15 protein-coding genes are annotated in these 17,336 nt (G+C 52.0%); 4 read left to right on the top strand and 11 right to left on the bottom strand.

Translation table 11 applies throughout. The annotated features are described in order from the left end of the window. Positions 1–11 precede the first annotated feature (11 nt). Positions 12–1,139 carry a TRAP transporter substrate-binding protein gene (locus tag ACXAFI_RS18060; protein WP_475109913.1) on the bottom strand — a complete coding sequence of 376 codons (1,128 nt, stop codon included), beginning with the start codon at positions 1,137–1,139 and terminating at the stop codon, positions 12–14. Between the two features lie 139 nt (positions 1,140–1,278). Next, a complete protein-coding gene (gene uvrD, locus ACXAFI_RS18055; protein WP_475109912.1) occupies positions 1,279–3,483 on the bottom strand; it encodes a DNA helicase II in 2,205 nt (734 codons plus the stop codon). Between the two features lie 139 nt (positions 3,484–3,622). On the opposite strand from uvrD, the gene hexR reads away from it, so the two are divergent. Continuing rightward, a complete protein-coding gene (gene hexR / locus ACXAFI_RS18050; RefSeq protein ID WP_152455943.1) occupies positions 3,623–4,477 on the top strand; it encodes a transcriptional regulator HexR in 855 nt (284 codons plus the stop codon). A 114-nt stretch (positions 4,478–4,591) separates the two neighbouring features. Further along, entirely contained in the window at positions 4,592–5,851 is a 1,260-nt protein-coding gene (locus ACXAFI_RS18045) for a multidrug effflux MFS transporter (RefSeq protein WP_475109911.1), read from the top strand. A gap of 15 nt (positions 5,852–5,866) precedes the next feature. On the opposite strand, the gene gstA is transcribed toward ACXAFI_RS18045, so the two are convergent. The 3 genes from gstA to ACXAFI_RS18030 all read right to left on the bottom strand — a co-directional run bounded on the left by gstA (position 5,867) and on the right by ACXAFI_RS18030 (position 7,470). Further along, positions 5,867–6,472 carry a glutathione transferase GstA gene (gene gstA / locus ACXAFI_RS18040; RefSeq protein ID WP_475109910.1) on the bottom strand — a complete coding sequence of 202 codons (606 nt, stop codon included), beginning with the start codon at positions 6,470–6,472 and terminating at the stop codon, positions 5,867–5,869. Between the two features lie 151 nt (positions 6,473–6,623). Further along, on the bottom strand, positions 6,624–7,022 hold the full coding sequence (locus ACXAFI_RS18035; RefSeq protein WP_475109909.1) for a DoxX family protein: 399 nt from the start codon (positions 7,020–7,022) through the stop codon (positions 6,624–6,626). 61 nt (positions 7,023–7,083) lie between these two features. Beyond that, positions 7,084–7,470 (bottom strand): hypothetical protein, encoded by a 387-nt coding sequence (locus ACXAFI_RS18030; RefSeq protein WP_475109908.1) that lies wholly within the window; start codon positions 7,468–7,470, stop codon positions 7,084–7,086. Between the two features lie 3 nt (positions 7,471–7,473). Between ACXAFI_RS18030 and ACXAFI_RS18025 the strand changes: the two genes are divergently transcribed. Both ACXAFI_RS18025 and ACXAFI_RS18020 read left to right on the top strand, forming a co-directional pair. Then, entirely contained in the window at positions 7,474–8,781 is a 1,308-nt protein-coding gene (locus ACXAFI_RS18025; RefSeq protein ID WP_444920537.1) for a cation:proton antiporter, read from the top strand. Between the two features lie 13 nt (positions 8,782–8,794). Continuing rightward, a complete protein-coding gene (locus ACXAFI_RS18020; protein ID WP_444920538.1) occupies positions 8,795–10,651 on the top strand; it encodes a monovalent cation:proton antiporter-2 (CPA2) family protein in 1,857 nt (618 codons plus the stop codon). 114 nt (positions 10,652–10,765) lie between these two features. Here the strand turns inward: ACXAFI_RS18020 and ACXAFI_RS18015 are convergent, their stop codons facing one another. The 6 genes from ACXAFI_RS18015 to ACXAFI_RS17990 all read right to left on the bottom strand — a co-directional run bounded on the left by ACXAFI_RS18015 (position 10,766) and on the right by ACXAFI_RS17990 (position 16,719). After that, positions 10,766–11,128, bottom strand: a complete 363-nt coding sequence (locus ACXAFI_RS18015) for a cupin domain-containing protein (protein ID WP_475109907.1) — start codon at positions 11,126–11,128, stop codon at positions 10,766–10,768. 63 nt (positions 11,129–11,191) lie between these two features. Continuing rightward, on the bottom strand, positions 11,192–12,811 hold the full coding sequence (locus ACXAFI_RS18010) for a Na+/H+ antiporter (RefSeq protein WP_475109906.1): 1,620 nt from the start codon (positions 12,809–12,811) through the stop codon (positions 11,192–11,194). 468 nt (positions 12,812–13,279) lie between these two features. Then, positions 13,280–13,429 (bottom strand): hypothetical protein, encoded by a 150-nt coding sequence (locus ACXAFI_RS18005; RefSeq protein WP_475109905.1) that lies wholly within the window; start codon positions 13,427–13,429, stop codon positions 13,280–13,282. Between the two features lie 50 nt (positions 13,430–13,479). Continuing rightward, positions 13,480–13,980: an alcohol dehydrogenase catalytic domain-containing protein gene (locus ACXAFI_RS18000; RefSeq protein WP_475109904.1), complete on the bottom strand. Its 501-nt coding sequence runs from the start codon at positions 13,978–13,980 to the stop codon at positions 13,480–13,482. 257 nt (positions 13,981–14,237) lie between these two features. Next, on the bottom strand, positions 14,238–15,086 hold the full coding sequence (locus tag ACXAFI_RS17995) for an alpha/beta fold hydrolase (RefSeq protein WP_475109903.1): 849 nt from the start codon (positions 15,084–15,086) through the stop codon (positions 14,238–14,240). Between the two features lie 550 nt (positions 15,087–15,636). Next, positions 15,637–16,719, bottom strand: coding sequence for a TonB family protein (locus ACXAFI_RS17990; RefSeq protein ID WP_475109902.1), 1,083 nt, complete (start codon positions 16,717–16,719; stop codon positions 15,637–15,639). Positions 16,720–17,336: the final 617 nt, after the last annotated feature.

Here is a 17,336-nt window from a genome sequence, read left to right as displayed (position 1 = left end):
TTGGTTCAAAGTTAATTTAACTCTCGCGCCTGGTAATAAGCCTCTTCACTAATCTGGTGATAGGGCCGCACATCTCGCTCAAAGTCCTTAAAAGCTTTATAGATACGCGCAAATTCCGGGTCTTTGTTTGCAGTCTCCTGCATAATCTGCGTATTGATTTTCTTCAGATGTGAAAGTACATCATCTGGCAGGCGCCTAACCTTTACCCCGTGTGTTTCCACCAGCTCTCGCAGGGCACGGTTATTACGCGCGGTGTACTCATCCAACATATCCTGGTTTGCTTCGCGGGCTGCGACCCTCACAATGACTTGCAGGTCTTTGGGTAATTTCTCAAAGGCTTTTTTGTTGACGATAAATTCCATCATCGAGCCGGGCTCATGCCAACCGGGGTAGTAATAATACTCGGCAACCTGGTGGAAACCGAAAGCGAGATCGTTGTAGGGGCCGACCCATTCCGTCGCATCGATTACGCCCGTTTGCAAAGCGGTATAAAGTTCGCCACCGGGAATAGTCACAGCGGTACCACCGGCCCGATTTAAAACTTCACCTCCCAGGCCGGGAATACGCATTTTTAGGCCCTGCAAATCCTCAACGGAATTAATCGGTTTATTAAACCAACCCGCCATCTGCACCCCGGTGGAGCCTCCGGCCAAAGGGATCAGATTAAACGGTTCATAAATCTCCGCCCAAAGCTCTAAACCGCCACCGTGATGCAGCCAGCCATTCATTTCCTGGGCGTTTAAGCCAAAAGGCACTGCAGTAAAAAACTGGGCCGCTGGAATCTTGCCTTTCCAATAATAGGCAGCACCATGCCCCATCTGTGCAGCGCCCTCAGATACCGCGCCAAAAATACCCAGTGCTGGCACCAGCTCGCCCGCACCATAAACTTTTATTTTGAGACGGCCGGATGACATCTTCTCAACATTTTTTGCGAAGCGTTCCGGTGCCTGGCCGAGGCCGGGGAAATTTTTTGGCCAGGTGGTGACCAGCTTCCACTCGAACAATTCTTTGTTGTCCGTATCAGAAAAGTGTTGTGCTGGCCCCTGTGCCGCACGGGAAGTGACCAGTGCGGCAAAGGTAATAACCAGCAGGGCGATGAGGCCCAAAATAATAGCGGGATACCAGTTAACTTTTTTCATCGCTTTTAGTTATCTTTTTTATTTTTGGCGTTGATCATCGATTAATGATCTTTTTTAAATATTAGAGACCTTGGCAAAAACCGAAACCACCGTAGAAAAATATCTTTTATGTGGCCCGGTTTTTACCAAAGCTAACGATCTATAGAGGCTGCAACTTAGCCATAGCCACCACCAGCCATTTACTGCCGGCATCATCAAAATTGACCTGCACCCGCGCGCGTGGACCATTGCCTTCGAACTGCACTACGGTGCCTTCGCCAAACCTTGCATGCTCCACTCGACCGCCCAGGGCCAGTGGTGGCAGGTCATCAAAGTCTGGAGCCGGGTCGGAAAACTGACCCACTTTACCGTAGTCCGCCTGATAGAGCGGTCGGGAAATTTCAGTCTTCAGGCGTACTTCGTGCACCAGGTTTGCAGGAATCTCACCGATAAAGCGAGACGGGCTGTTATAGGTCTCGCTGCCAAACAGGCGGCGGTTTTCCGCGTAGGTAATGTACAACTTGCGCATGGCACGGGTGATACCCACATAGCAGAGACGTCGCTCTTCCTCCATGCGGCCGGGCTCCTGCGCGGACATCTTGTGCGGGAACAGGTTTTCCTCGACACCCGCCATAAATACCAGGGGAAATTCCAGGCCCTTGGCGGAGTGCAGGGTCATCAGCTGGACCGCATCCTCAAACTCATCCGCCTGGCCTTCACCGGCATCAAGGGCGGCACTGTCGAGGAACTGGTTGAGCAGGGGAATCTCCTCCTCACCTTCCTCACCCTCGGGCAGGTCCACGCCGATAAAGGAGCGACAAGCAGTCACTAGCTCCTGCAAGTTTTCCACCCGTGTCTGCCCCTTCTCACCTTTTTCTTTGCCGTGGAATTCCAGCAGGCCGCTGGTCTCGATCACATCCTCGGCAATGGCGTCCAGCTCTTTATCTTCGGCATTTGCAGCCAGCTGGTTGATCAGATCCAGGAAGCTCTGCAAGGCATTACCGGCGCGCGCAGCCAGAACCCGCTGTTGCAACATCAGCTTGGCCGCCTGCCACAGGGAGCAGCCCTGCTCGCGGGCATAGGAGCGCACCATCTCCACCGTGCGCGCACCAATGCCACGAGTGGGGGTATTTACCACCCGCTCAAAGGCGGTGTCATCATTGCGATTGCTGATCAGGCGCAGGTAGGACAGGGCATTTTTGATTTCCAGGCGATCGTAGAAGCGCTGGCCACCGTAGATACGGTAGGGCACCTGTTCGCGCAGTAGCCCCTCTTCAAGCACCCGGGATTGGGCGTTGGAGCGGTAGAGGATGGCAATGCTGTCGCGGCGATTGCCATCGCGCACCCAGTCATTGATACGCTCGACGATAAAGCGCGACTCATCCTGCTCGTTGTAGGCGGCGTAGACGGCGATAGGCTCGCCTTCTTCACCCTTGGTCCACAACTCCTTGCCTAGGCGACCGCTGTTATTAGCGATCACCGCATTGGCGGCGTTCAGAATAGTGGAAGTGGAGCGATAATTCTGTTCCAGGCGCACCGTCTGCACTTCACGCAGATCTGTAGAAAAGTGCTGGATATTCTCGATCTTGGCGCCGCGCCAACCGTAAATGGACTGGTCATCGTCACCCACAGCGGTGATATGGCACTGCTCCCCAGCGAGCAGGCGTAACCAGGCGTATTGAATCGTGTTGGTATCCTGGAACTCATCCACCAGGATATGGGGGAAACGCCGGCGGTAGTGGGCCAGAATACTGTCGTTATTCAGCCAAAGTTCGTGGGCGCGCAGCAGCAACTCGCCAAAATCTACCAGCCCACCGCGCTGACAGGCCTCTTCATAGGCGAAGTAGATGCGCACCATGGTCTGCAACCAGGGATCGGCGCCGGCATTGATATATTGCGGGCGCAGGCCTTCATCTTTCTGCGCGCCAATCCACCACTGGGTTTCCCGCGGCGGCCACTTTTTATCGTCCAGCCCCAGATCTGCCTGTACCCGCTTGATCAGGCGCAGCTGGTCGTCGGAATCCAGAATCTGGAAGTTCTGCGGCAACTTGGCCTCTTGCCAGTGGGCCTTGAGTAGCCGGTGGGCCAAACCGTGGAAGGTGCCCACCCACATACCGAAGGTATTCACCCCCAGCAGCTCCTCAATTCTTGCGCGCATCTCGCGGGCGGCCTTGTTGGTGAAGGTCACCGCCATAATGGAGTAGGGCGAGGCGCCCTCCACCTGCATCAGCCAGGCAATACGGTGCACCAGCACGCGGGTCTTGCCCGAGCCGGCACCGGCCAGAACCAATTGATTGCCTGGCGCGGCAGCTACCGCTTCGCGCTGGGCGTCGTTGAGGGGGTCTAAAATCTGAGATACGTCCATGGGCGAAGATTGTACCAGAGCTGCTGTGCGAGACCTGTGTAAATAAACAGGATTTTGCCCCGACTGACAATGCCAAGCCGCTCGCCAGCAGAGGGCGCAGCGGCTAAACTGCGGCATCTGGCATAGAGAAGGTAGTCCTGTGAAACCGGCGGAAGTCACGCAAAAAATCAGCGAACAGCTGTCATCCATGCGCAAATCTGAGCGCAAGGTGGCGGAGTATATTCTCGCCAACCCCGACGAAATCATTCATATGCGTATCGTCGATTTGGCCACAGAGGCCCAAGTGAGCGAGCCCACCGTGGTGCGCTTTTGCCGTGCAGTGGGTTGTTCCGGCTTTCAGGAATTTAAGCTGAATCTGGCACAGCAACTAGCTTCAAGCCCCAGTTTCGGCCAAATTGCGGTGACTGAGACCGACACTATCGCCGAGTACAAACGCAAAGTATTCGACTCCACCGTAGATACCCTACTGAAAGTGCGCGACCGCATCGACGACCGCGCCCTGGAAGCCGCAGTGACCGCCATTGCCGCTTCCAAGCGGGTAGAATTCTTTGGCTTCGGCGCCTCCGGCGCGGTAGCCGCCGATGCCCAGCACAAGTTCTTCCGCCTGCAGCTGGCCACCGCGGCCCACTCGGATCATCACATCCAGAATATGTCGGCCATGTCCATGCAGCCGGGCGATATCGTGGTGGCGATCTCGCAAAGCGGACGCACCAAGGCATTGCTGCGCTCCATGGGCATGGCGAAAGAGCAGGGCGCCCTAGTAGTTGGCCTGGCACCAAGCGGTTCACCGGTGGCACAGCAGGCCAGTATCCCGCTGGAAGTCGATGTGGAAGAGGATATCGAGATCTATACGCCGCTGTCCTCGCGGATCGCCCACCTGGTGGTGATTGATGTACTCGCCATTGGCGTTGCCCAGCGCAAAGGCCCCCAGTTGCAGGAACATTTATTGAAACTCAAACAGGGCCTGTACACATTGCGGGAAGACAAGCACTGAGGGAGCGGAATGCGGCACTAGATAAGGTGTCGCGCCCCCTCTAGCGTGCCTGCTGTATTCAGCAATCTATTGTCACCGCCAACAAGAGCCCTCAAATCGTCCCAGAGCAATTCCATGACATCCACTGCTTTATCCGCTGAGCAAAAGGCACCACGCTGGTTGGTGGTATGGCTGGCGGCTCTGGTCTCTCTGACGCCGTTTTCCATCGACAGCTACTTGCCGGCCATACCGGCCATGGCGGGGGCCTTGGATACGGAGGTTGCGCGGGTTCAATACTCGGTTTCCAGTTTTTTATTGGGCTTCGCTCTCGGCCAGCTCTTCGGTGGGCCGCTCTCGGACCGCTGGGGAAGACGGTTGGTGGGCACTATCGGCCTGTGTATTTATATCGTCAGTTCGCTGCTGATCCTGTTTGCCGATCATGTCGACCAATTGATCATCCTGCGTTTTCTGCAGGCAGTAGGTGGTGGTTTTGCTACGGTGATTTGCGCGGCCATCGTGCGCGATCTGCACAGTGGGCGTGAGGCCGCCAAAATTATCTCCATGATCAGCACTATTATGCTGATCGCCCCCCTGATTGCCCCAGTCATTGGCTCGCTGCTGCTGACGCTGGGAGGCTGGCAAAGCATTTTTGTGTTTCTGTTGCTGTACGCTATCGCCATGCTGGTACTGGTGCGCTTACTGCTACCCGAAACCGTTTCGCGTTTCACCCGTGCACGACGCCAGTTGATGCCGCTGGCCTCACTGGTCTCCACCTATGGCCAGGTTTTACGTAACCGCCGCGCCCTCGGGTTTCTCGCTACTCAGGCCTGCGTTAGTGGCTCTATGTTTATCTACATCACCACCGCGCCCTTTGTATTTATGGATTACTTCAATGTCAGTCCCAGCCACTTCCCGCTGTTTTTTGGCACCTGTATTTTGGGGCTGATCTGTATGGTGCAGGTCAATATCCGCCTGCTCAACCTGTTCCAGCCACGCAATATTTTGCTGATCGGCGTTACCTTACAAATGCTCGGCTGTGGCTTGTTATTATTGGGTACTATGACGGGGATCCGAGAGTTAATCCTGTGGATGGTGCCGCTGGTGCTGGTGATGAGCTGTATCGGGATTACCGGGCCCAACGCCGCCGCCTGTTACCTGGAGTTTTTCCCCAAGATCAGTGGCAGCGCTAACGCCCTCTATGGGGCGACAATATTTATTACCGGCGGTGTGCTCGGCGGGCTGGTGAGTAGTCTGCACACAGGCACACTGGTTCCCATCGCCGGGTCCATGTTCGCCTGTGCGGTGGTAGCCCTGTTTTCCTCACTGGTCATCGCTCAGGCGCGCAACCCAATAGACTCGGATATACCGATTACCAGGCGCATCACTCCACGCTGATACATACCTGCGAAATCAGGCTGCCTGGCTTTTTTCTTCTCGCAGAGCCTGCTGAACCGCCGGGCGTGTTTCCATACGCTGCTGAAATGCCTGCAGCCGGGGCCAGCGCGACATATCGAAATGCAGGGCCTTGAGCCAGCGGATAATGACATAGAGGTAGGTATCTGCCACAGATAGGGCGTCCCCCAATAGGAAATCGCTCTGCAACTGCTCTTCGACATAATCCATCCGACGCAAAATCTTTTCTTGAGCCTTTTTCTTTTCCTCCTCCGAGCCATTCCAAAACAATGGCAGGAAGCATTTATGAACTTCTGCACTGAGGAAATTCAGCCACTCCAACATGCGGTAGTGATCCAGGGTGCCCACCGGTGGTGCCAAGTCGGCGTCGGGCTTTTGCTCGGCGAGAAACTGCATGATTGCGGCACCCTCGGTGAGTAACTCACCCCCCTCTAACTGAAGGGCTGGCACATAGCCTTTGGGGTTGACCCTGTGGAAGTCATCGCCGTTTTCCAGAGTGTGGGTCTTCAGATCCACTTTGCAAAGATCCAGATCGATGCCCGCCTCCAGGGCGACAATATGCGGAGATAGGGAGCAGGCTCCAGGCGCGTAGAAGAGTTTCACGGTGATCCTCCTGAATGGATAGCGCGGCAACAGGCAGTATAGGTGCGCTTTTGCACATTGCTCGGCACAGGCGCCGAATAGGGTCGACCAATGCCTGAAATAACCTCGGTAAACCGCGAATCCCGCCCTAATCCATTCAGTCTATTTGGCGCTATTTTTTACGAATCCAGTGATCCAGACTGAAGCGACCGGCCCTGGCACAGGCGAGGATCAGGAAGCCTCCGGCGATAGTGATATTTTTCATAAAGCTCGTCATTTCCCCGGGATCACCGGGGGAATAATGCACCATCCAGGCACTGGCCAGGCAGAAAAGAAAAAGGATCACCGCGGAGAAGCGGGTAAAGAACCCCAGTAATATCGCCAGCCCTCCAAGCAACTCCACAATAATCACCAGGGGAAGCAGTAGCGCGGGTATCCCCATGGATACCATAAAGGCCTCGGTCATTTTGTAACCGCCTATTTTGTTCCACCCAGCAAAAATAAATATCAGGGACATCAACACACGCCCGACCAGTTTGGAGGTATCACATAACAATGGATGATTTGCCACGACTTCCTCTCTTGCACTTTTGCATTTGGTTTTACCAGATGCCTCCAGTGTAGTTGGGAAGCTACGCCTGAATGGAGGCGATGCCGAAAGCAATGAATTCAATGGAGAGAAACTTGCTCCGCAATTGATAGTCAGACGAACCAGAAATAAACGAATGGCAGTTTCGGCAGGCGCGAAAAAGCTGTTGTGGATATAAATCAAAAATGCGGTTGTGCCGCACCGAGGAGCCGTTACAATTGCGCGCCCCCAACCAGGGCGCAACCGGCGGTATCCACACCAGAGACCCCTGTGCCCAGAGCCCTGTCAGGGAAACTCGAGCGGGCCCCTGCGCGACTACAATAACGGCACGCTCAGCAACTGATAATTTCGCCCCCAAAAAGCGCTGTAAGCCGCTGCTTTTGAGGGCTGGGCAGAGCCCCGCAATTCTTATCCCCTGGAGTCCACGCACGGCATGGAAGTCTATTACACCTTTTGTTTTCTTGCCGCGGTGTCGGTCTTTCTCGGCTTCCTAAACCAGTATGTGCTGCGCGCACAAACCACCATTGCAATCACGGCTGGAGCCCTGGCGCTGTCACTCATTGTTACCGGCCTGGGCAAATTGGGGGTGGTGGAGTTGCGCACTTGGGCCGACCAGTTGCTGCCGTTGCTCAATTTGGAGGATATCCTGCTCAAAGGGATGCTGGGTTTCCTGCTCTTCGCCGGCAGTTTGCATATCGACCTGTTGGAACTGCGCAACCAAAAATTGGAAATTGGCCTACTGGCGATCGTCGGTACCCTGATTTCCACTTTTGTGGTGGGTGCCCTGCTGTACTGGTTCCTGATGTTGATCAACATGCCGGTGGCTTTTGTCTACTGCCTGTTATTCGGTGCGCTCATCTCCCCCACCGACCCCATCGCCGTGCTGGCCATCATGAAAAACCTCAAAGCGCCTGAGCAGGTTTCTATCCAGGTGGAGGGGGAATCCCTGTTCAACGATGGCTTTGGCATCGTGGTGTTTGCAGTAATTTATGCGGTGGCTTTCGAGGGAGGCCAGCCAACGGTTCCAGCAGTGGCAGAGTTGTTCGCACTGGAAGCGGTGGGTGGCATTTTGCTTGGCCTGATTATCGGTGGACTGTTTCACTGGTTGATCTGCTGCACCGATGACCACAGCCTGGAACTGTTACTCACCCTGGTCATTCCCACTGCGGGATTCTCACTGGCCAATATCCTCGGTGTCTCCGGCGCCCTTGCGATGGTGGTAAGCGGCATTATCATCGGGAACTTCACCCGCGAGCGCGGCTTTTCCCGGGTGAGCCAGCACGAATTGGATAACTTCTGGAATATCACCGAAGACTTCCTCAACGGCTTGCTATTCCTGTTGGTGGGACTGTTCCTGATTACCATCGATTTACGCCCGGCGGACTACTTGCTGATGGTTGCAGGCATTGTGATCGTGTTGCTGGCACGGGTAATGGCGGTGGGAGTGCCCTTCCTGTATTTAAAAAGGCGACGTCGCTATCACCCCTATACCAACCGGATACTGATCTGGGGTGGCCTCAAAGGTGGCCTGGCCCTGGCCCTGGCAATGTCTATTCCCTCGGGCAGCGCTTACGTTCAGGGGCAGGATCTGCGTTACCTGTGGGTGGTCATGACCTATGGCGTGGTGCTCTTTTCTATTGTGATACAGGGCTCTACCATAGCGCCATTAATACGCCGCAGCCGCGAATTTGCCGAACCGGAAAGCGCGTCCGCCAGCGATCAGCAACACACCGTAAAATAGCGATAATCGATTGATGGAACACTCAAACTTCCTTGTTGAAGCGGTCATATTTATGGGAGCCGCGGTTATCGCCGTGCCTATTGCCACACGCCTGGGTTTGGGTTCCGTACTCGGATACCTGCTCGCCGGGGTGGCTATAGGGCCCAGCGCATTGGGCCTGGTAGGGGATGCCAGCGACGAAATGCATGTGGCTGAATTCGGCGTAGCGCTGATGCTGTTTTTGATTGGCCTGGAAATGCAGCCTAAAAAGTTGTGGCAAATGCGCGGCGCCATTCTCGGCACCGGCAGCGCCCAACTGCTACTAACCGCCGCCGCCGTAGCCGGTATAGCGCTGTGGTTTTTCAATATGGGTTGGCCGACGGCTGTAGCGATCGGCTTGATTCTGGCCCTGTCATCCACCGCCATTGTATTGCAGTCTCTCAGTGAGAAAGGACTCCTCAAGACCCAGGGCGGACGCAGTGCCTTTGCGGTGCTATTGCTACAGGATATCGCTGTAATTCCCATTCTCGCCCTGCTGCCATTGCTCGCGGGCACTACCGCCGAGTCCCACGCTGGCGATTTGGAGGGCTGGGGGTATGCCGCTGCGGTTATCGGCACCATCGCCGCTTTCGCCATCACCGGCCGCTACCTATTGGGCCCTCTGCTGCGTCTGGTCGCCGGCAGCCAAGTGCGCGAAATGTTTACCGTTACTGCCTTGTTAATTGTCTTCGGTGCAGCAGCGGTAATGAGCTGGCTTGATCTCTCGCCCGCTCTCGGCACCTTCCTAGCCGGGGTCTTATTAGCGGAAAGTGAGTTTCGCCACGAGCTGGAAGCGGATATTGAACCCTTCAAAGGGTTGCTGCTGGGGCTTTTCTTTATCGCCGTGGGCGCCAGTCTAAACTTCGCGCAAATCGCACAGAATCCACTGCTGTTGTTTGGCCTGGTGGTGGCGCTGGTATTGGTGAAGTTTGCCGTTCTATTTCTGCTGGCGCGTTTTTTACGTATGTCCAAAGGGGAAGACTGGCTGTTCGCTCTATCCCTGGCTCAGGCAGGGGAGTTTGGCTTTGTACTGGTGTCTTTTTCCATTCAAATCCAGGTGCTCGACGCCGAGGCGAGCAGCCTGCTGGTGGCATTAATTGCCCTGACAATGGCGCTCACACCGATATTACTGCTGGTATTTGAAAGGTTTATCCAACCGCGTTTTCTAATCGGCCCTGAAGTCCCACAGGCAGTCGAGCACGAACCACCAATGGATTCCAATTCACCGGTCATCATTATCGGTTATGGTCGCTTCGGCCAGATCACCGGACGCCTACTCAATGCCTGCGGTTTTAGCACCACCCTGCTGGAGCGCAACGCCGAGCAGCTGGATCTGGTGCGTCGCTATGGCATTGAGGCCTATTACGGCGATGCCACGCGGGAAGACTTGCTGCGCGCCGCCGGCGCCGCCAATGCGCGCCTGGTGATTCTCACCTTGAGCGACCAGGCCGCGTCCCTGGAGATTGTCGCGCAGCTGCAAAAACACTTTCCGCACCTGAAGATTCTCGCGCGGGCACGCAGCCGTATGCATCAATACGCACTGATGGAGGCCGGGGTGAAATATATTTTTCGCGAGACCATAGACCCGGCCCTGGCAATTGGTGAGAAGGCCCTGGAACTTCTGGGACTCACCCCCTTACAGGCGCGCCGCGCAGCACGTAAGTTTAAACAGCACGACCAGCGTATGCTGGAGGCTCTTTTCCCCTATTGGCGCGACGAGGCGCAGCACATCGCCCAGAGTCGTATTTATCGCGAACAGCTCCTGCAGGCCCTGCAGGAAGACCGTCGCGACAAGGATCTGCATCTGGATCATTACTGGGAAGAGGCCAAACTGGAAACAGAAAAGCCCTAGAGAATTTTGTTTGTGCCAATAATGACCCTTAAGCACTTAGCATCAGAAAAAATCTGTTAAGTAAAACTATGTATTGGCAGAGAATATTCTCAGCAACTCGGATTTAATCTCTACCTATTGGCCAGCAGCGGGATTGTGATCGAGTACAGCGATCACAGCCCGGCCTGGTGTGAGAGTTTCGCTCACATGGCCCTTTCCGCATAAATCTTTGGCCAATAAAATATCACCGGCTCTAAAAGTATGCTGCTCACCGGAACTCGTGGTTATTTTTACCTCTCCGGCCAAGTAAAAAATAAATTGCGCTCGTGGCGCGCAGTGCCAATCAAACACCCGATGCTCATCAAATTCACGAAAAAATAATTGTCGCACCTGAAAAGGCTCAGAATAGTCTCCAAGAGGTTCATGGATTTTGGATGCTATTTTTTGCTTTTTAAAAGTAGATACACCATCCACACTCAGCAGTTCTATGTATTCCATAAATCTACACCTGAATCGCAACCATTAATCTATATAAGCCATAGAAATATTTCTGCCCATAGCCTATTCCTTGGAAATTAAGCTGGCCTCAACCAGGTCCACTTCTAGTACTAACTTTCGGTGCAACTCGTCATCAATTTCCCTGTGCACACGCAAATCAAAAAGGCGTTGTCGCTCGGCGGCAAGTGCCGCCAAACGAAAATTTCGCTCCACGCGTGCGCGTATCCATATGGTCTCACTAGTTTCATCATCACCATTAATTATGCGTCGACGGTATATTTCCAGCAGGTGATCAATCGCTTCATAAGCAATCTCTTTGTTTTTCCAGCGCCCGTCTATTTCTTTACGAAGACTGATCAGCTGTTGCTCCGCGGCTTTGGCAGCAGAAACCCTGGCTCCCCTTTCATCACCGATCGCCGCCAAGTGAGGCGTATCTGGTAAGTGTCTGAGTAAAAATGGCAGAGCCACACTAGCGACAAGCAGTGAAATCAGGATTACGCCCATTGCTATTGCCAGCGCCGCATCACGACCCGGCAAGGGTGAACCATCGGGCATTAGCAAAGGCAGAGAAAATGCCCCTGCCAGAGTGATTGCGCCGCGTACACCGGCCACACTCAAAACACTAACCAGATTCAATTGAGCGATGATGGAGGGAAGATTGCGACGAAAGCGTGACAAATAAAGTGACACCCATACCCAAATAAAACGCAGCAACAATAGAACAATGGAAATTGCCAAGATATACAGTGACATCATTGTGAGTCCGACATCCTTCGCCCAGCTGGTATCCGCATCAATAAGTCGCACAAGCTGTTCGCCTAATAACACAAAAATGATGCCATCGAGCACAATTTGCACCGTACTCCACACCGCACGACGATCCATGCGCGTGGTGGATTTTTCCGAACCATGCAGGCTGGTGTAATGCGTAGCAATTCCTGCGCTCGCGGCCGCGAGAATCCCCGATACGCCAATACTTTGTCCTGCCTGGTAAGCGGCAAAAGGAACCAGCAAACTTACCAATATCTGAATAGCCGTATCCTCACCACTGAGATGGACCAACCAGCGCAACAGATAACCACAAATAAAGGCTACTCCCGCACCAATAATTACTCCGCCTATGGCAACCCAAAAAAAACCACTCACCGCTTGTGAAAAAGAAAAAGTCCCTGTCAAAGCGGCAGCCAAAGCAATGCGAAAAATATCCAGCCCTGAGGCATCATTAAACAGTGATTCTCCGGCAAGAATATGCTCCAGTCTCGGCGGAATATTGTTACCCCCTTGCACGACAGATACTGCTACAGGGTCCGTAGGTGCGAGAATGGCCGCTATAGCAAAGGCCATGGCAACCGGCATAATCGGTAACAACCAGCTAATAAAAAAACCCATTCCTATAACAGTAAAAACCACCAGTCCCACAGCCAGAGTTAGGATGGAGCCCAAGTCTCTAAAGAAGGCCCCCTTGGGAATACGCCAGCCCGCCAGAAAGAGTAATGGCGGAATAAAAAGCAGAAAAAATATTTCTGGATCTAAGGGTATTCTTATGCCAAACACAGATCCCAGAATAACTCCACCCAGGATTTGAATGAGAGGCAGGGGAATCGGAAAAGGCAAAACACGCGCGACAATCAAGCTGAGTGCCACTACCAGCAGTAACAGCAGAGCAACAACGAGATAATGCATCGCCCACTTATATTCCTGTGAAAGACCACACACCGCAGTTTTCAACCCGAATTATCGGGTCAGCCATTCGGCCAGTATAGGAAATAAGTTTTCCGGGAAATGAAATAAAGCGAAAGGCAATACAAGTAAATATTAGTAGCGCCTGTTTAATGTCACAAGTGCCAAAGCATCAGACTGTATGCTTTTAAGCGGATTTTCCGCATTTATCTCGCACAAATTTTGGCCCAGAGTAGTTTAATTATTCCTTTATCAATCAATTCCGCCAGCTCATTAAGCAATATATGCTGCGCCGCTATGTGACTCTATTTCAAAGAGTGAATGCGTAAAAATAAACTCCCAATAAAAAGAGATGCTTTCTGCTTGAGCGCCAATACAACCAGCTTTTCTGGATCATTAATTGGGGCAGGTTTTCTTTGCGGCTCAATACACTTTACGACTTCCGCCAGATGATCTTCGTTGTTAGTCAAACTAACCACGTAGTCCAGCAGAAATACTGGCGCTCGCAAGCTCCTCGCTCAGTGGCTTACGGTGATTAATAACATAGTGCACTCCCAGATTTTTTAGCCATTGGATGGTCTCGGTATACGAAGCGCTACCGATGACTGTGAGATCAGTCAAACGGCGGACTCATTGAATCAGAGTGGCCGCCACGCCACCAGTAGCATCGATTACCAAACCCAATCACAAAATAGAAATTTGTCACAGGCTCTCTTATCGATTGGCACTTGCAAACGATCGAATAGCAATTCCCAAACGGTAATAGCGGTGAGTGGCAGGGCTGCGGACTCAGCGTCAATGGGGCTTTCTGGTGCAAATCCGGCAATACGCTCATCCACTAGCTGGTACTGCGCATTACTACCTGGACGGGATATATCTCCCGCGTACCAAACCCGATCACCCACAGAGAACTGGCTTACATCGGCGCCAATCGCTTTGACTAACCCAGTGACATCTAAGCCGAGAACTTTGTCCCTATCAGTGCTCCTAAGCAGCTTCAACCCTTTTACGCACCTTTTATACACCTTGGTATCCACAGGATTGACCGAAACTGTATGCACTTCTATCAGTAGGTCACGGCCTGAGATCTGGAGTATCAGCAGAGAGAAATCTTGTAGGGAGAGCTCATCAGAAATAGGGAGGGACTGTTGATAACCTATGACCTCCATCATGGAATAACTTCCCTTTTACACAGTCTGGAAGGAGTTGGGTCACCTAATGGGTGGTTATCCACAGAAATAAGCGTTTGAAAATGAAAGGGAACTTAAAGATCCGCCAAAAGACGAAACTGTGAATAACTTCCACTTAACTTATCCACTGTGAAAAAAATCACAGCTCAAGCAAATTTGAGTTTGTGGAAAACTATTAGGAAATAATCGAGCCCCCTAAAGGGTTCCTCCATGCTACAGGTTTATAAATTTGTGCCCGGTCAGCTATCTAGAAAATCCCGCAGCAGAGTATTGAACCTCTGAGGCGCCTCAAGAAACAGAAAATGGCTGCCCCCATCTTCGGCCTCGATTATCTCCAAGCGAGAACCTCTGATTTGCTGATGAATCCACTGCTGGCATTCCACCGGGTGAGGGCTGGCACGACCGAAGGCAATCAGGGTGGGCTTTTTAATACAGGGGATAAAGTCACGCCAATCACGAGTGACATTATCGATAAAGAGGCGTGCTGCCAGGGCCCGTGGAAACTGCAGGTTGACCGCAATTAGCTCCTCCCTCTGCCTCGGGGTCATCGCCGGAGTCACCATAGACATCAGTATGTTGCGGGTGGCTTCCTTGGCTTTGGAGCTGCACAACTGGCCGGTAAATTCAAAGAGTTGTTCGGCCGTGAGAATAGCGCCAGCCTCCAGTCGCTCTTGTTCAGACCAATAGGGCTGGGCCAGTAGGGCGGCGGGTTCATCGATAAAAACCTGTTTGGAAATCGCCGCATCGCCAAACATTTCCAGGTAGCTCCAGATCACCGATGCACCTGCCGAGTGACCAAGCAAATAGAGAGGTTTGGGAGCCAGAGCGGTAATCAGCTCCTGTAGGTCCTTCGCCAGCCGGGCGATACGGTAGCCGTGCTGGGCCTTTTCCGACTGACCGTGGCCGCGCATATCCAGCGCGATCACCCGGTAGCGATCACTCAAGCCGGAGAGCTGGTGCTTAAACAGGGCTGCCCCCTGCGACCAGCCGTGTAACATCAGCAGGGTGGGGCCAGCTCCGGTACACAAATAGCTGAGCCTAACCCCATCGGATGTGGTGAAGCTAAAACGCTCTGCAGGTTTATTCATAAGCTGTAAGTTAACAATAATGTTTCATACTTTTTATATTGAGAATTTTCTTGTAAGTACACATGCCGACCCAACTCCCATAGATTGCAGGAGGTCCTCACTAGTTTAATCCATTCTCAACTGCACACAGAATTGTGTTAATGACTTGTCAATTGGATAACTTCATTACTAAGTGTGGGTCATAGAGTGATCTTCTATGACTCACTTTTAGGGTGTTTTATGAGCCATAGATACAATAAGCCTCTATGGTTGATGAGCTAATACAGTTAATGCAGAACCAGAACAGCAAGTAAGCCTTCGGGAAATGACTTAAGAAACTGTGCAAGCAGAAGGGTTGAACCCTGAAAGGACAGGAAAATCAGCTAGATACTCTCTAATCCAATCTCATCAAGTACGAAAGCAGCATACATGCACCACTGCTGACATAGAAGTAATAAGAGCTCAACTCCCTTCAACGCCAAGGACTGTCGCTGCGCAGAAATCGCTTCAGATAAGGAGTTCTAAAGCTAAAATCTGCGCTCTCAAAAATAACTAGCCTCTTAAATAGCTGTCATTTAGCAATATTAAACTTAAAGAGTATACGGCGATCCGGGGTGTCGACCGGTGTCCCTTCAATAAACCGTGGGGCAAAGCGAGATCCCGCCAGGTATTCTTCAGCTGCTCTTCCAAATTCTTTCGTTCCCTTGGTCTCCAAAATTTCAATATCTTTTGGGATACCTGTATCCGAAATCGTGAATGACACTACCGCGTGCCCTTCCCTCTTGGTCCACAGTGCACCTTTCGGATATTTCATTTCCGGGCTAAATAGCGGTTGCGGCTCCTGATCCATATCAAATGGTGTAGCCTGACCTATTCTTCTACATTGTTCGATGGAACGTTCCACTTGCCCGGTCTTTTCAAAAATTTCCACTAGGAAGGCTCTTGCCATAAGCTCCAACTGCCCATCTCGATTCTCTTCAATATCGGCCAACTCTAAGGCGTTTAACAAGTAGGGTTCGGCCTCTTTATATTTCCCCTTGAGCATTAGATATTTTCCGAGATAAAAATCGGATAAGAAACCATAGTAAGTATGTTCCTTGAATGGGCCAGAAAACGCGTCTTGCGCCGCCACCAGATACCGATAGGCCCAAGTGTCTCGCGCATAATCCATTGCTATTTGCCCTGCCTCAAAAGAGAGGATGGCATAAAAAGTTGATTCTTCGCCCTTCTGCAATTTCGCAATTTTCAGAGCTTTCTTAAGGGGGCGCCTGTATTCAGGTCGAGAGTTACGTTGAAAATCTTCTGCAAGACTCTTTGACAACTCCATTAAAGGGGTAACAACCTCAAGAGCATCTTCGCCATAAATGGACTGATATCTTTTAACAGCTTCACGCAGATAAAACTCCGACTCGCTCTTCTTGCCAGAACTGGCAAGTGCCATTCCGTAGTTTAAAGTTGCAGCAGCGCGATTCTTACTACTATCCGGCAAGTTGCTTTCGCAAAATCTATACACTGTTTCAGCGGAAGCAACAACTTCCGACTGGTTGCCTCCCTTTAGGGCTGCCTGATAGTTGTCAAACAAGTCTCCGAGCTCGCTTGCATTTACCTGGAAACTGACTCCAAGCATAAATAAAAAAACCTTTATAAATTTCATTCTGTATATTCCATTAAAGATAAGCACAGTCTGCGGCCTCGACTATGGGCACTTCTTAACTGACGAGTTTCCAACTAAAGCTATCAAATTTTTTAGACAAAAATATAGGGCTACTATCAAATGAAGAACACCTGCCAGATACTTTCTGCAGTCTTTCAAGCTTCATGCATAATACCGTTTTGAATTAACCTCTACAAAATGCCAATTATGGAGCATTCGTACAAAGTTCTGATGTTTCTAAAGGTCACTCTCTACTAGCATTGCCTCTCTCGCGGGGACCCGCCTATCCTATTGCACAAATGATACTAACGAACTCATCGGTATTACGAGTACTGGCGGCAGTGGATCGAAGGGAACAAAGTGATTGATTTCGAGCCTTTTGACAAACCGCCGACTACCTATCCTCTCCTCACCTTGGGGTGGACCAAGGCCCGGTCTTAGCTTCGATTTACGTGTTGAACTGGTTACTACCCAACACCTATGACTTGTTCGTCGCTTCCCGTATTTTCATCAAGACCCGTTTCCGCATCCTAGAGCGAAACAAGACGCGCTAGGTACTTAGTCGCTCTTCGTCAGTTTTTTACGAGACCGAGAGCGAACACCCACCGGCCAACCTG

The organism is Microbulbifer sp. ABH2_005, from assembly GCF_056160005.1.
The sequence above is the reverse complement of the archived record's forward strand: the minus strand, read 5'-3'. Positions and strand labels throughout refer to the sequence as shown.